We start from the raw sequence: 13948 nt of genomic DNA on the forward strand, positions 1-13948 counted from the left end.
TGACCCTGGGCCTGGAAGCGCCCTGGATCCTCAAGGACCAGCACCTGGATACCGCCGTGTCGCCTCACCGCCTCGATCTCTATGTCGAAGCCGAGCGAGGCAGCCTCTACCTCTGCCCCGAGTGCGGTAAGGCCTGGCCGGCCCACGACTTTGCCGACAAGACATGGCGGCACCTGAACTTCTTCCAGCATCACTGTTACCTGCACGCCCGGGTGCCTCGCACCAAGTGCCCTGAGCATGGCGTCAAGCGCATCGAGGTGCCCTGGGCGCGACCGGGCAGCGACTTCACCCTGCTGTTCGAGCAAGCCGCCATGTCGTTGGTCAAGGAGATGCTGGTACTGGCCGTCTCCCGGCAGCTGGAGATCTCCGACAAGCGCCTGTGGCGCATCGTGCACCACTACGTCGGCCGGATGCTGGGGGAACTGGATCTGGGCAACGTGGCCACCGTCGGCGTCGACGAAACCGCCTCTCGGCGCGGCCAGCGTTACGTGACGGTGTTCCTCGACATGCAGCGCAAGCAGGAGCCGGTGATCTTCGCCGTCCCCGGCCACGGCAAGGGCACCATCAAGGCCTTCAGCACCTTCCTGGCGGCCCATGGCGGCGATCCGGACAACGTGGTCGAGGTCGTGTGCGACATGTCACAGGCCTTCCTCAGCGGCGTGGCCGAGCATCTTCCCAAGGCCGACGTCACGGTCGACGGGTTCCATATCGTGCAGACTTTCACCAAGCGGCTGGACGAGGTGCGCAAGAAGGAGCGCCGGGAGCAGGGGCACCCCAAGTCGCTGCGCTGGGCCCTGCTGAAGAGCCTGGACAACGAGAACCTGACGCCCAAGCAGCTGGCGGCGCTCCAGGAACTGGTGGCCGACCAGAGCGCCACGTCCGACGCCTGGGTGATCAAGGAGAAGCTGCGCTGGATCCAGAAGGCCCCGACACCGCGGGCGGCTCGGTGGCGTATCACGAACTACCTCAAGGTCATGAAGGCGGCGGTTTCGGAGAAGCCTTTCCTGAAGCCGATGGGGAAGGCCCTGGCGACGCTGGAGCGGCACGCCGACGCGGTGGTCAGGCGGTGGATCTCGGGACTGACCAACGCCCGACTGGAAGGCATGAACGGCCTGTTCCAGGCGGCTCGGTCACGCGCACGCGGTTACCGGAACGAGGCCAACTTCATCGCCATGATCTACCTGATTGGCAGCCCGGTGGGCCGCCTGTTCGATCAGGCCAAATCCACGTGAAGCGACGAAGAACCAAAAGAATATCATCCTATGGTGGGGGTAACCCTTTGATTTATGGTCATGGGCAGCCAGGCTGCAAGGTAAAGTATCATCCTTTCTCGCGCAGGTATGATCAGCGAGGCTGCCGGTACGGGCCAAGTGCAGCTTCTCGTCCACAATCAGCCGCGCCGGCTTGAGTGGCGCGGCTAGGCATGACTCGCATCCAAGGCTAGCGGTCCTCACGGGTATGCCACAGACGTAGCAGATAGATGGTGGAATCCGTGATCTCGTAGCGCATCTCGTAATGGCCGACCAGAATCCGCCGCACGTCACGCGGCTCGAATTCTTCCAGAAGCTCGCCGATACGCGGGTTGGTCAGCAGGGTGGTTGGTGCAGCTGTGAGCTGCTGCGCCGTGCGGGCCGCTGCGGGCTGATTCACTGGTGCCAAGAACTCGTAGAGGCGTACCAGATCGGATAGGGCCTTGCTCGTCCACTTCAATTCCATCAGCGTGGCACTGGCAGCGGGGTATCAGTGCTCAAACTGTCGGCCCAGGCCTGCACGGCCTGATGGTCGATGACATGACCGATATCCACATCGGTCAGAGCCTCGCGGGTCAGGCGGTCGCGCTCCTCTTCTTGGTCAAGCCAGGCGGCCAGGGCTTGCTTGACGATCCAGTTTTTGGAGCGATCCAGACGGTTGGCAATTTCATCGACTCGCTCGGCCAGCTCTACAGGGACGTGGGCGGTAACGGATCGAGTTTTGGTGGTGGCCATCGTGACCTCCTTTGCATCAGAACGATTCAATCTTAATCATAGTAAATAATTATGTATCGTCAAGCTGAATTGTCAGGTTGAGCTATGCCCTAACTGGCATCAGGACGGTCCGGTATGAATGGGTGACTCAGTATTTGCGTATTAGAATGAAACTCTATGTTCACCCGCGAATGAAACTTTATTCCTAAGGATGACACTTTGTTTTCATCTCACAAAGTTCGCTGAGTGGGGTTGTCGTCGGCGTGGTCACGATCCGTCAGGTCGCCAAGGGCTCCCCCCCCGAGCGGCCATGGGGACTGACGTTGAAGCCGCGGCGCTGGTAGGCGTGTCGCTGTTCACCGATGACCCGAACACACTGAAACGCGCAGCGCCGGCACCGCAGGAGCGAGTGACGTTGCTTCCCAAGCGGGTTCGCCGCGCCCCCAAGCGCCCATCGATGATGACGTCTCGTCGACGTGCCTACGTCTGGTTATGGCTTCCCGGGCAGACATCCCCCGTGGTCTCTGGTCGCGTCGCGGAGCCTCTCTACATTGCGATTCATATAAAACCTTGTATAATCACGGCATGTCAGAACACAAACCCCTAAATTTCCGAGGTAGCGCCCTAGCCGACCTCCGAGCGTTCCCAGCGACAGCCCGACAGGAAGTGGGATACCAGCTCGACAAGGTGCAACGGGGGCTTGAGCCGAAAGACTGGAAGCCAATGGCTATCGTTGGCCAAGGCGTGCGGGAAATTCGCATCAGAGACGCTAACGGGGCGTTTCGGGTGATCTACGTCGCCAAGCTCGCCGAGGCTGTCTATGTCCTCCACTGCTTCCAGAAGAAAACCCAGAAGACGAGTAAGGCGGATCTCGACCTGGCCGAAGCCAGGTACCGCGCCTTGCTAAGCGAGGTGACACAATGAGTAATGAGACATTCGACAGCGTGTGGGACGCCATCGAGGACACTGCTGCCGAAGCGGAAAACATGAAGCTTCGCTCCGGTCTTATGATGGCCCTTGAGCAGCACATTACCCGGCAGGGCTGGACCCAGGGCGAAGCCGCTAAGCGGCTGGGCGTCACTCAGCCCAGGGTGTCCGATCTGATGCGTGGCAAAATCCACCTGTTTAGCCTCGATACGCTGGTGAACATGGTGGTCGCAGCGGGGCTGCATGTCGAAATGCGCGTACTAGATGCCGCGTAAGAAAACCCACCTTGTGGGATAACAAAAGAATATCATCCCATGACGGTGCATAACCCTTTGATTTATGGTAAGGAGCAGTCATGCCGGCAAGGGAGCTTGCACGAGCAGCAGGCCCAGCAAGCACCGCAGCTTATCCATGTCCTTGCCGCGTTTGTGGACCCGCTTCACATCTCGCTTGATCTGGCTGGAACGTACGGGGTTAGCATCAGATGCCCAGATCCTCGAACAGCGCATCCGCGCTATCAAAGCGCTTGCCCTTGCCGGCTTCCAGCTCTTCCAGAGTCTTGGCCGTAGTGGCGTTTGGCACCTGCACGGCAAACGGCAGGCGCTTTTCGTCGGCGATCCGCAGCATCAGCAGGCGTATGGCGTCGGACACGGACAGGCCCATGGCCTCCAGGGCAGCGGTGGCGCGCTCTTTGGTTTCGCTGTCGATGCGGGCTCGGACCACGGTATCAGCACTCATGATTCTCTCCTTCTATTTCGTAGCCACTTTGTAGCTACATTATAGCCGGAGTACGCCACCTTGCCTTTGCGTAGAAAGACTTACACTATTTCTTTATATGTAGGGTCCCGGATGATCAAATAGGGAAGGCTTCGTAAGGGGGGGATCCCGACGAGTTCACTGAGCGGGTTGTCGTCGGCGTGGTCACGATCCATCAGGTCGCCAAGGGCTCTCCCCGAGTAGCCATCGGAACTTGGTTCGAAGCCGCGGCGCTGGTCGGCGTTTCTCTGTTCACCGATGACCCGGACACACCGAAACGCTAACAGGCGACACAGCGGGAGCGCTTGACGTTGCTTCCCAAGCGGGTTCGCCGCTTGCCCCAAGAGCCCATCGAGGATGACGTCTAGTCGACGTGCCTATGTCTGGATCTGGCCACCTGGGTAGACATCCCCCGGGGTCGCCGGTCGCGTCGAGCGCGATGATACGGACCGCTATCGCTTTACTGTTATAGGCAGGCCGCCAGGGGAGGGGCCTCAGGCCCCGGCGGCGACCCGCCGCTGACGCCGCGAGCGCAATACCATGCGGTAGCGCGAGCGGATCTCGTCGCGCTCCATGTAGCAGCCCTGCAGCCAGCGGTGGCCGCTGGCGCCCTCGAAGGCATCGCGGGCATGCAGCAGGCGGCGATTGTCGAAGATCACCAGGTCCCCCGGCGCATAGGTGAAGCGGATGGCGAACTCGGGCTCATGCAGCATGCGCTGCAGTGTCATCAGCGCCTCATAGGCCGGCTCGACCTCCTCGAACGGTGCCTGCAGGGGACCGCGCAGGAAGTCGGCGATGCGCACTTCGAGCAGCTCGCCGCGCTCGTCGAGGCGGATCATCGGGGTGAACCAGACGTAGTCGGTGGTCCTGGCGGTGTTGGCGTAGCACCAGCGCACCCGGGTCAGGGTGGTGAAGGCCTCGGGGTCGCGCTCGCGCAGCGCCTCGGCCACGGCGAAGCCGTCGAGCATCACCGCCTCGCCACCTTCCACGCTGTTCTCCAGGCAGTGCAGCATCTGCAGCCCTGGCTGGTATTCCCGGGTCGGCAGGTCCACATGGGGCGGCAGGGCGATGGCGGTGTAGGCGTTGGAGTCCGGGTCCGGTTTGGCCTTGACGTCGAACAGCAGCCCGAAGTTGGTGGGCCGCACCGGGCCGATGCGCCGGGCGATGGCCTCCAGCGAATCGGGCTCGGTGGGCAGGCCACGCAACCGCACCAGCCCCTTGCCCAGAACGCTCGTAAGCGCCGGGGCGAGGATCGCCTCCTCGTCCTCGCTGCCCGGCTCGGTATCGAGCAGCCCCGCGGCGTCGAGGCTGTCCGGGCCTTCCCCGGGGCCGCCCTCCCAGGTCGTCACCGGTACCAGCGGCGCCTCGGGATCCTCGGCGTTGTCGTAGTCGTGGGCACGCAGCCAGCCGGGATGGAAGCGCAGTCGACGATCCTCGAGGGCGAAGTCCACGCACAGCGCGCCGGCATCGTCGATCTCGGCACCGGCGATCTCCGGCCAGGCGGGCAGGGTGGAGAGATCCAGGATGCGCTCGCGGGTCGCCGGGTTGACGGTGGTGTCGTCGGCGGCGTTCTCGCGCAGCCAGACGCCGTGGTAGCGGCTTTCACGTCCGTCGCTCCAGCGCACCGTCACCAGGCGCGGCGTGAAGGAGACGGCCTCGAGGTCGGCCTCGATGGGCCAGGCATCGTAGTCGGGGGTCAGGGGTAGCGAGGTCATGGCAGGTTGGGGCTCCCGGTGGCGTTGCGGTACCCCACAGGGTGCCCGTCAAGGCGGGGCCTCATGCGACCCGATTCGACAGGAACTGTGCCCAATTCGACACTCAGCCCGGCCGGTGACGCCGCCGAAGCTGGCTGGGCGTCACGCCATGGTGGCGGTGGAAGGCGCGAGTGAAGCTGGAGGCCGAGGCGAAGCCGCAGGCCAGCGCGATCTGGATGACCGGGTGTCGCGTCTCTAGCAGCAGCCGGTGGGCATGGGTCAGACGGAGTTCAACGTAGTATCGCTGAGGCGTGCAGGCCAGGGAGCGCTCGAAGAGGCGCTCCAGGCCTCGCCAGCCGAGCCCCAACTCCTCGGCCACCGACTGGATGCTCAGCGGTGCTTCCAGGTGGGCTTCCATAAGGGCGATAGCGCGATTGAGGATGGGATCAACGTCCTGGCCTGGACGGCCACGCTGGCGGCTGGCCGGTTGGCGCCCCTGGTCGTGGATCAGTTGCTCCCGGACCCGGTCGGCCAGCACCTCGCCATGGCGGCGCTGGATCAGGTCGAGGCTCATGTCGATGGCGGCGCTGCCGCCGGCGCAGGAGAAGCCCTCGGCGGTAACCTCGTAAAGCGACTCCACGGCGTCGACCCGAGGAAACCGGGCCCGGAAGTCGGGCAGTGACTCCCAGTGCAGGGTCACTGTCTGGTTATCGAGCAGCCCGGCAGCGGCCAGCGCATAGCAGCCGGTATCCATGCCGCCCAGCACGCAGCCGGCCGCGGCACGCTCGCGCAGCCAGGCGGTCAGCTCGTCATCGATGCCGTGCTCGGGCTCGAAGCTGGCACATACCGCCAGGCTCGGCGTGATCGATGCCTTGGCCAACGCGCAGGTGGTCGCCAGGGGCATGCCGTTGGAAGCCACCACCGGCTCGCCATCGCGGCTGATAAGCTCCCATTCGAACAGCGTCCGGCCGCCGATGCGGTTGGCGATGCGCAGCGGCTCGATGGCCGAGAAGAAGGCCACCATGGCGAAGCGCGGCAGCAGCAGGAAGCCGATGCGCTCGGGGACAGTGTCGGGAGGCTGGAGTCTCATGATCTGAATGAGGATAGACCAGGCACCGGCCTGAGGCAGCACCCCGCAGGGATGTGCCGTCCGGCTCGCTGAGAGTCGCGTCTGGTTCGGCGGGTCTCGCAGAACAGCGCGGGCACCACCCCGGCGGTCATCACCGGGATGACGCCGCTCAGTGGCAAGGCGGCTGCTGGTCGGCACGACACGATAGAGACGCGCCGCTACGAAGAACCTTCGCTCTGGCAGGGGCGTGACCTCCGAGGGCTTGAACACAACCGGGCAGTCGGCAGCGAGAGCCAGCGCCAGCTTCCAGGCCCTGTTGACCAGGGGCAAGTTCCTGGGAGTGATCGCACGATACCCTTTGAATGTTCCCTGGCCAGCAAGAGCGACGCCCTTGACTGATCCAGGCAGTGGTGGGTGCGACAAGGAGGTGTCGAGGTCCTGATCTTTGAGAATCTAGGGTGCCTCAGGGCCCAGGCCGAGGGGCAGAACTTGCGTGCCGTCCATGCCAAGCTTCCTGTCGTCGTGGAGGTCATATCCTGGCCAAGCCCAGGGGGAGAGTTCCAAACCCAACGACGAAGAGGCACGGAGTACGCGGTTGGCGGTGATGTGTGTCCCAGTTCACTTGCTAACCAAGCGCTCAAGTTCCTCGAGATAACTCTCCAGCACCAGGTTGGGCTGGGCCCCTTTACGGGTTATGGCGCTGTAGTGGGTGAGATAGTGCCAGCGCTCAGGGTTCAAGGCGTGTATGCGTCCGTCACGGACCCACCTTTCGGCATAGTGGGTGGGTAGATAGCCGATATAGCGGCCCGAGAGGATAAGAAAGGCGATGCCTTCCCGGTCGGTCGCCGAGGCGGCAGCCTTGAGGGGCTCATGGATAGCCTTGATCTCAGGGGTCTGTGCATAGGCGGGAACAACGGCGTCGTAGCTGGCCAAAGTCTTAGTGGTGATGTCCGCAGATTTGAATAGAGGATGCTCGGCCGAGCAGTAGAGCTGTGAGGCTTCCTCATACAGTGAAAGATAGTCCAGCCCCGGTAGAGTCTTGAGGGCCGGTACCACCCCAGTATGCAAACGGCCGTCAAGCACGGCTAGCTCGATATCGCTAGGCGGAATCATACGGATATTAATGCGCACATCGGGACCTCGCTCCTTGAGCGCGCTAAGGGCGTGGGTGATGTGCATCTCGGGCATGGTTACCAGGTTGTCAGTGATGCCGATATTGAGCTCGCCCTTGAGTCTCGAATGCAGACCGTTGACGCGTGTTCGGAAGCCTTCCACCGATGCTAGGAGCTGGAGCGATGCTTCGTATACTTCCGCTCCCTCCTCGGTTAGGGCAAAACCGCTGCGGCCTCGCTGACAGAGGCGCAGGCCGAGGCGAGTTTCCAGATCGCTCATCGCCATACTGATGGCAGCTCGACTGATGCCCAGCTCGATCTCGGCGGCTGAGAATCCACCGCACTCAACCACCTTTCGATAGATTCTCAGCAAACGCAGGTCGGCGTCGCCAGGTTGGCCCATGGGCGTGGTCTTACGGTGTGACATGTGCCTCATCCATCATCTGTTCCTCCCACGGCGTTTCCGCTGAGCAAAGTCGGTTTCTCGCAGGTTAGCCAGACGAGGCTATAAAGTTAAGCAAATGGTTGAATGAAATTCAACACCTTTTGATTTATCTGATCAAAGGTGAGGTCTAGCCTGAATCACGAAACCTTCGTCAATGGCAAGAACAACAGGGGTAACGCCATGTCAGCTCGAGAATTTCCCTATGCCGCCGGACTCAGCGCCGAGCAGATAGATGCTTACTGGATGCCCTACACCGGCAACCGCCAGTTCAAGCGGGATCCGCGCATCATCGTGGGGGCCAAGGGCAGCTATCTGACCGATGCCCAAGGCCGCCAGGTCTTCGATGGCCTCTCTGGACTCTGGACCTGTGGGGCCGGGCACTCCCGTTCAGAGATCGCCGACGCCGTAAGCCGCCAGTTGCGCGAGCTGGACTACGCCCCTGCCTTTCAGTTCGGCCATCCCAAGGCCTTCGAGTTGGCCCATCGTCTGCGCGAGCTGACGCCTGCCGGCCTGGATTACACCTTCTTCACGGGCTCTGGTTCTGAGAGCGCTGACACCTCTCTGAAAATTGCCCGTGCCTACTGGCGCAAGAAGGGAAAGCCAACCAAGACCAAGTTGATCGGTCGTGCCAAAGGCTACCATGGAGTCAATTTTGGCGGTTTCAGCGTGGGCGGTATCGGTGCTAATCGCGCGCTGTATGGACAGGGGGTCGATGCCGATCACCTGCCCCATACCCTGATACCGGAGAATGTCTTCACCAGAGGCATGCCGGAAACTGGCGCAGAGCGTGCCGATGAATTGCTGGAGCTGATCGCTCTCCACGATGCTTCCAATATCGCTGCAGTGATTGTCGAGCCACTGGCCGGTTCCGCAGGTGTCATTCCGCCACCCAAGGGCTATTTGCAGCGACTGCGCGAGATTTGTGACCAGCACGACATTCTGCTGATCTTCGATGAGGTTATCACCGCCTTCGGTCGCATGGGCGCCATGACCGGGGCCGAGGAGTTTGGCGTCACCCCCGACATAATGAACTTCGCCAAGCAGTTGACTAACGGGGCGGTTCCGATGGGCGGTGTGATCGTGCAGAGCGAGATTTATCACACCTTCATGGAGCAGGGCGGCCCCGACTACATGCTTGAACTTCCCCATGGCTATACCTATTCGGGCCACCCGGTGGCTTGTGCCGCGGCCCTGGCAACCTTAGATGTGCTTGAGCAGGAGCGCCTGATCGACCGAGTGCGTGAGATGAGCCCAGTCTTTGAGGACGCGCTGCACGGTCTTAAGGGTACCCGCTATATCAGCGATATCCGAAACTATGGACTTGCCGGTGCCCTGCAGATTGAGCCCTATCCCGGCGAGCCGACTCGCCGACCCTACGAGATCGCCATGAAGTGCTGGGAGAAAGGCTTCTACGTGCGCTACGGCGGCGACACCATTCAGCTCGGCCTGCCCTTCATTGTCGAGCGTGAGGAGATCGATCAGGTTATAAATGCGATTGGCGAAGCCATCGGTGAACTGAACTGAGCTGAAAACCATAACTCTGACAGACCAAACTAGAGGCAATTCATGACAACACTCGGCCATATGATCAACGGCGTTCGTATCGAGCGCGACGGGCGCACTCAGGACATTTTCAATCCCTCCAACGGTGAGGTTGCCGGCCAGGTGAGCCTTGCCAGCAAGGCTACCGTTGAAGAGGCGATTGGCGCCGCGCAGGCTGCCTATCCGGCCTGGCGCGACACCCCCCCCGCCAAGCGTGCCCGCGTAATGTTCCGCTTCAAGCAGCTGCTGGAGGAGCATGCCGACGAGATCGTCCGCCTGGTCGGCCAGGAGCACGGGAAGATCGTGCATGATGCCCGGGGGGAGCTGGCGCGCGGAATTGAGAACGTGGAGTATGCCTGCGGTGCCCCCGAGCTGCTCAAAGGCGAACACAGCAAGAACACCGGTCCCAGCATTGACTCATGGAGCGAGTTCCAGCCGCTGGGTGTCGTTGCCGGCATCACCCCCTTCAACTTTCCCGCCATGGTTCCTCTGTGGATGTATCCCATGGCCATCGCCTGCGGCAACACCTTCGTGCTCAAGCCCTCTGAGCGGGATCCGACATCGGTTCTTTTCATCGCCGAGCTGGCAATGGAGGCGGGTCTGCCTGCTGGCGTGCTGAACGTTGTCAACGGTGACAAGGAAGCCGTCGACACCCTGCTCGACGACTCTCGCGTGCAGGCCGTCAGCTTCGTTGGTTCCACGCCGATTGCCGAATATATCTATTCCCGGGCAAGCTCCAACGGGAAGCGCTGCCAGGCCCTTGGCGGTGCCAAGAATCATGCCATCGTCATGCCCGATGCCGACATGGACAACGTGGTCAACTCCCTGAATGGAGCGGCCTTCGGTTCTTCGGGCGAACGCTGCATGGCGCTCTCTGTCGCGGTGGCTGTGGGCGATGAGGCCGCTGATGCACTGATCGCCAAGATGCAAGAACAGATGAAGTCGCTCAAGGTCGGCCCCTTCTCCGACAAGAGCAACGACTTCGGCCCGGTGATCACCAAGGCACACCTAGAGAAGGTCTGCGGCTATATCGATAGCGCCGAACAGCAGGGGGCTAAGATTGTTGTCGATGGTCGCGGCGTGCAGGTGCCGGGGCATGAGCACGGCTTCTATGTGGGGGGGACCCTGATCGACCACGTGACTCCAGAGATGACCTGCTATCAAGAAGAGATCTTCGGACCGGTGCTGCTGGTGGTGCGCGTTGGTTCGATGCATGAGGCTATGCAGCTGATCGACGATCACGAGTACGGTAACGGCACGTGCATCTATACCCGCGACGGTGAAGCGGCACGTTACTTCAGCGATCGTATCCAAGTGGGCATGGTGGGCATCAACGTGCCGCTGCCGGTGCCGGTCTCCTACCACAGCTTCGGCGGCTGGAAACGTTCGTTGTTCGGCGACTTGGCCGCCTATGGCCCCGATGCGGCGCGCTTCTACACCAAGCGCAAGACCATCACTCAGCGCTGGCCGTCGGCCGGGGTCCGCGAAGGCGCGCAATTCTCTTTCCCTTCATAAGCGCCTCAGGGCTATGAACACGAGCACATAACAATAGCGTTATGTGCTCTGCACCCTAATAAGAGAGAACAATCATGCAGATTGCCATTCCCAAGGAAATTAAAAACCACGAATATCGTGTAGCCCTGACCCCCACCGGAGCCCGCGAACTGGTTGGCCGTGGTCATGTAGTCACGGTTCAGACTGGGGCGGGCGAGGGAGCGGGCTTTCCTGACGCATCCTTCGAAGCCGCCGGTGCGCGGATCGAGGCGGACGTCGCGAAGGTATGGGACACGGCCGAGCTGATCCTAAAAGTGAAGGAGCCGCAGCCTGAGGAGGTCGCGCGACTGAGGGATGGTCAGACCCTGTTCACATATCTCCATCTGGCCGCTGAGGAGTCGCTTACTCGCGGGCTGATAGATAGTGGCGCGACCTGTATTGCCTACGAGACCATCACCGACCGCCAGGGCGGTCTGCCTTTACTGGCACCGATGAGCACCGTTGCTGGTCGCATGGCCGTGCAGGCGGGCGCCCATAGCCTGGAAAAGGCCCAGAGCGGCGCTGGGGTACTGCTGCCCGGCGTGCCGGGCGTCGCGCCGGCCAAGGTGGCCGTAATCGGGGGTGGAGTGGTGGGAGAGAACGCCGCACGCATGGCCCTCGGCCTCGGCGCCGAGGTCTCGGTGCTGGACAAATCTATCCCGCGGCTCGAAACCCTTGATGACCGCTACCAGGGTCGCATGAAGACGGTTTTCTCCACCGCTGACGCCATCGATGAGGCGGTACGCGAGTGTGACCTGATCATCGGGGCCGTGCTGATCCCTGGGGCTGCCGCGCCTAAATTGATTACACGCGACATGCTCGCTGACATGAAGCCTGGCAGCGTACTGGTGGACGTAGCCATCGACCAGGGCGGATGTTTCGAGACCAGCAAGGCCACAACCCATGCTGAGCCAACCTATGTAGTAGACAGCATCGTTCATTACTGTGTAGCCAACATGCCGGGCGCCGTGGCTCGGACCTCGACTCAGGCGTTGACCAACGCCACCCTCCCGTTCGTCATCGCTCTGGCCGATAAGGGCTGGCAGCAAGCATTGGCCGAAAATGAGCACTTCGCGGCTGGCCTCAACGTCCACAACGGTCAAGTAACCTACGCTGCGGTAGCAGAAGCCTTTGGTATGAAGAGCGTTAGTCCTGCGGCACTGTTGAAGTAACTGGAGCCCAGTAGTCAATTACCGGCATTTCGCCCCACCTGCAACAATCCTTGCCGGTGGGGAGGGATGTTCAGGAACCAGTACTCACTGATATTGGTGTGTATGACAAGCCTATTCTCCAGCCTGTAAAAAAATCCCTCTCTTGAAATATCGCATCTCGCTTGTCATAGGCGTCGAGCAGGGTCGTCCGCTTTGTGCTGGCTAGAAAATTTCGCACCCTTTATATGAGCATGAAGGCACGGGTGTGTCTGTTTTGCATGATTGTTGACAATGTGTGGGTCGCCATCCTGGCTCTAGGAAAAATAGGTAAAGGAGAGCGTTTCACGTAGGAAGTCCCTTCGCACAAGCTGTCACCGACGCCAGAAGTGCAGGAGATGGAACGGTGATGCGTAGTGAACATGGAACGTCAACCTCCCCGGATCGGGCACGGAAATGGCTTGGAAGCGCCTCGAAAATCCCTACGTATCTTTGGGGCGGAGAGTGGCGACATGACCTGGAGCGGGGCAGAAAAAAATTCTTTACCATATGGAAAAAAATTCTTGACCAACCCGGATATGGCTTTTACCTTTACCAGTAGGTAAAAAATAAACACAACATGAGATGGGGCCGATATGAAATTATGAATACCTTTTATATCAATGACTTATAAAAGCTATGTACGTCAGTTCGATGCACTAGTGGTGTCTCAATGTAGGGTATATCGTATGTCCTAATTTCAGGACATAGCTATACATGGCTTCTCTAATAACGGCTCTGGAGAGAGTAGAGCCCGAGAGATGGGGCATTTTTTCCGAATAGAAAAGTGGGTTGCCTGGCATAATAATAGCAAGCTAATAAATTCAATAATGAGGTCAAAGTATGCCTAATAAAGTGAAGTGTGGTCTGATCCAGATGTCTCTGAAAGGTGATACCTCGATGAGCCCGGACCAAATCCGAGACAAGATGATCGAGGCGCACCTGCCCCTGATTGACGAGGCGGGAAAGCAGGGAGTACAAGTTCTCTGCTTCCAGGAAGTATTCACACAGCCTTATTTTTGTCCAAGTCAAGATAAAAAATGGTACGACTCAGCAGAAAATATTCCTGATGGACCGACTACTAAGTTGATGCAGGAATATGCCAAGAAGCATCGCATGGTCATCGTGGTACCGATCTATGAGGAAGACTTGCCGGGTGTCTTCTACAACACTGCAGCGGTTATCGATGCGGATGGCAGCTATCTCGGAAAATATCGTAAGAACCATATTCCCGACACCGCGCCGGGATTCTGGGAGAAGCTCTACTTCAAACCAGGCAATTGCGGCTATCCAGTTTTTGATACCGCTTACTGCAAGCTGGGTGTCTATATCTGCTATGACCGCCATTTCCCCGAAGGGTGGCGTGCCCTCGCGCTCAACGGTGCAGAGTATATTGTAAATCCTTCTGCCACAGTGAAGGGAAAGAGCCGTTATCTTTGGGAGCTTGAGCAACCGGCATCTGCGGCTGCCAATGCCGTGTTTATCGGTGCAATTAACCGAGTAGGTCAAGAGTCTCCTTGGGACGACAAGATGGGCGAGTTCTATGGGTCCAGTTATATCGTCAATCCTATGGGGCAGATTGAAGCTCAGGCCAGCGAGGATAACGATGAGCTACTTGTTCATGAGATTGATTTGGATATGATCCGAGAGGTCCGCAAGGGATGGCAGTTCTTCCGGGATCGTCGGCCGGAGTCTTATAATGAATTGGTCAATGATTGA

The 13948-nt window shown here is 60.1% G+C and carries 13 protein-coding genes and 1 pseudogene (1 of these 14 only partly in view); 7 read left to right on the plus strand and 7 right to left on the minus strand.

Translation table 11 applies throughout. The features are described from left to right. On the plus strand, positions 1-1232 hold the 3' portion of the coding sequence (locus SCI24_RS03145) for an ISL3 family transposase (RefSeq protein WP_318723955.1). Its footprint begins 112 nt before the window's first position; only the last 1232 of its 1344 coding nucleotides appear in the window; its start codon lies beyond the left edge, outside the window; it ends in the stop codon at positions 1230-1232. A gap of 208 nt (positions 1233-1440) precedes the next feature. Here SCI24_RS03145 and SCI24_RS03150 read toward each other — a convergent pair whose 3' ends face one another. Together SCI24_RS03150 and SCI24_RS03155 are read right to left on the minus strand one after the other, a co-directional pair. Further along, entirely contained in the window at positions 1441-1716 is a 276-nt protein-coding gene (locus SCI24_RS03150; protein WP_318723956.1) for a type II toxin-antitoxin system RelE/ParE family toxin, read from the minus strand. Then, positions 1716-1985 carry a ribbon-helix-helix domain-containing protein gene (locus SCI24_RS03155; protein ID WP_318723957.1) on the minus strand — a complete coding sequence of 90 codons (270 nt, stop codon included), beginning with the start codon at positions 1983-1985 and terminating at the stop codon, positions 1716-1718. The genes SCI24_RS03150 and SCI24_RS03155 overlap by 1 nt, the downstream gene beginning before the upstream one ends. 564 nt (positions 1986-2549) lie before the next feature. Between SCI24_RS03155 and SCI24_RS03160 the strand changes: the two genes are divergently transcribed. Together SCI24_RS03160 and SCI24_RS03165 are read left to right on the plus strand one after the other, a co-directional pair. Next, on the plus strand, positions 2550-2888 hold the full coding sequence (locus SCI24_RS03160) for a type II toxin-antitoxin system RelE/ParE family toxin (RefSeq protein WP_318723958.1): 339 nt from the start codon (positions 2550-2552) through the stop codon (positions 2886-2888). Further along, positions 2885-3166 carry a helix-turn-helix domain-containing protein gene (locus SCI24_RS03165; RefSeq protein WP_318723959.1) on the plus strand — a complete coding sequence of 94 codons (282 nt, stop codon included), beginning with the start codon at positions 2885-2887 and terminating at the stop codon, positions 3164-3166. Before SCI24_RS03160 ends, SCI24_RS03165 begins: the two co-directional genes overlap by 4 nt. A gap of 205 nt (positions 3167-3371) precedes the next feature. Here the strand turns inward: SCI24_RS03165 and SCI24_RS03170 are convergent, their stop codons facing one another. The 5 genes and pseudogenes from SCI24_RS03170 to SCI24_RS03185 all read right to left on the minus strand — a co-directional run bounded on the left by SCI24_RS03170 (position 3372) and on the right by SCI24_RS03185 (position 7949). Further along, positions 3372-3629, minus strand: coding sequence for a type II toxin-antitoxin system RelB/DinJ family antitoxin (locus tag SCI24_RS03170; RefSeq protein ID WP_318723960.1), 258 nt, complete (start codon positions 3627-3629; stop codon positions 3372-3374). Positions 3630-4141: 512 nt separating this feature from the next. Beyond that, the gene (locus SCI24_RS03175) at positions 4142-5362 is read right to left on the minus strand and encodes a TauD/TfdA family dioxygenase (RefSeq protein WP_318723961.1); all 1221 of its coding nucleotides are present in this window, start codon (positions 5360-5362) and stop codon (positions 4142-4144) included. Positions 5363-5465: 103 nt separating this feature from the next. After that, positions 5466-6431, minus strand: coding sequence for a GlxA family transcriptional regulator (locus SCI24_RS03180; RefSeq protein ID WP_318723962.1), 966 nt, complete (start codon positions 6429-6431; stop codon positions 5466-5468). 213 nt (positions 6432-6644) lie between these two features. Continuing rightward, a pseudogene (locus SCI24_RS21515) lies at positions 6645-6833 on the minus strand (aldehyde dehydrogenase family protein); the annotation flags it as partial. 195 nt (positions 6834-7028) lie between these two features. After that, entirely contained in the window at positions 7029-7949 is a 921-nt protein-coding gene (locus tag SCI24_RS03185) for a LysR family transcriptional regulator (RefSeq protein WP_318723963.1), read from the minus strand. Between the two features lie 198 nt (positions 7950-8147). Between SCI24_RS03185 and SCI24_RS03190 the strand changes: the two genes are divergently transcribed. From SCI24_RS03190 to SCI24_RS03205, 4 genes are all read left to right on the plus strand, one after another. Beyond that, on the plus strand, positions 8148-9491 hold the full coding sequence (locus SCI24_RS03190; protein WP_318723964.1) for an aspartate aminotransferase family protein: 1344 nt from the start codon (positions 8148-8150) through the stop codon (positions 9489-9491). 42 nt (positions 9492-9533) lie between these two features. Further along, positions 9534-11024: a CoA-acylating methylmalonate-semialdehyde dehydrogenase gene (locus SCI24_RS03195; RefSeq protein ID WP_318723965.1), complete on the plus strand. Its 1491-nt coding sequence runs from the start codon at positions 9534-9536 to the stop codon at positions 11022-11024. Between the two features lie 74 nt (positions 11025-11098). Further along, on the plus strand, positions 11099-12214 hold the full coding sequence (ald, locus tag SCI24_RS03200; RefSeq protein WP_318723966.1) for an alanine dehydrogenase: 1116 nt from the start codon (positions 11099-11101) through the stop codon (positions 12212-12214). An 858-nt stretch (positions 12215-13072) separates the two neighbouring features. Continuing rightward, on the plus strand, positions 13073-13948 hold the full coding sequence (locus SCI24_RS03205) for a nitrilase-related carbon-nitrogen hydrolase (RefSeq protein WP_318723967.1): 876 nt from the start codon (positions 13073-13075) through the stop codon (positions 13946-13948).

The organism is Halomonas sp. (assembly GCF_033549285.1).
GTDB lineage: Bacteria > Pseudomonadota > Gammaproteobacteria > Pseudomonadales > Halomonadaceae > Halomonas.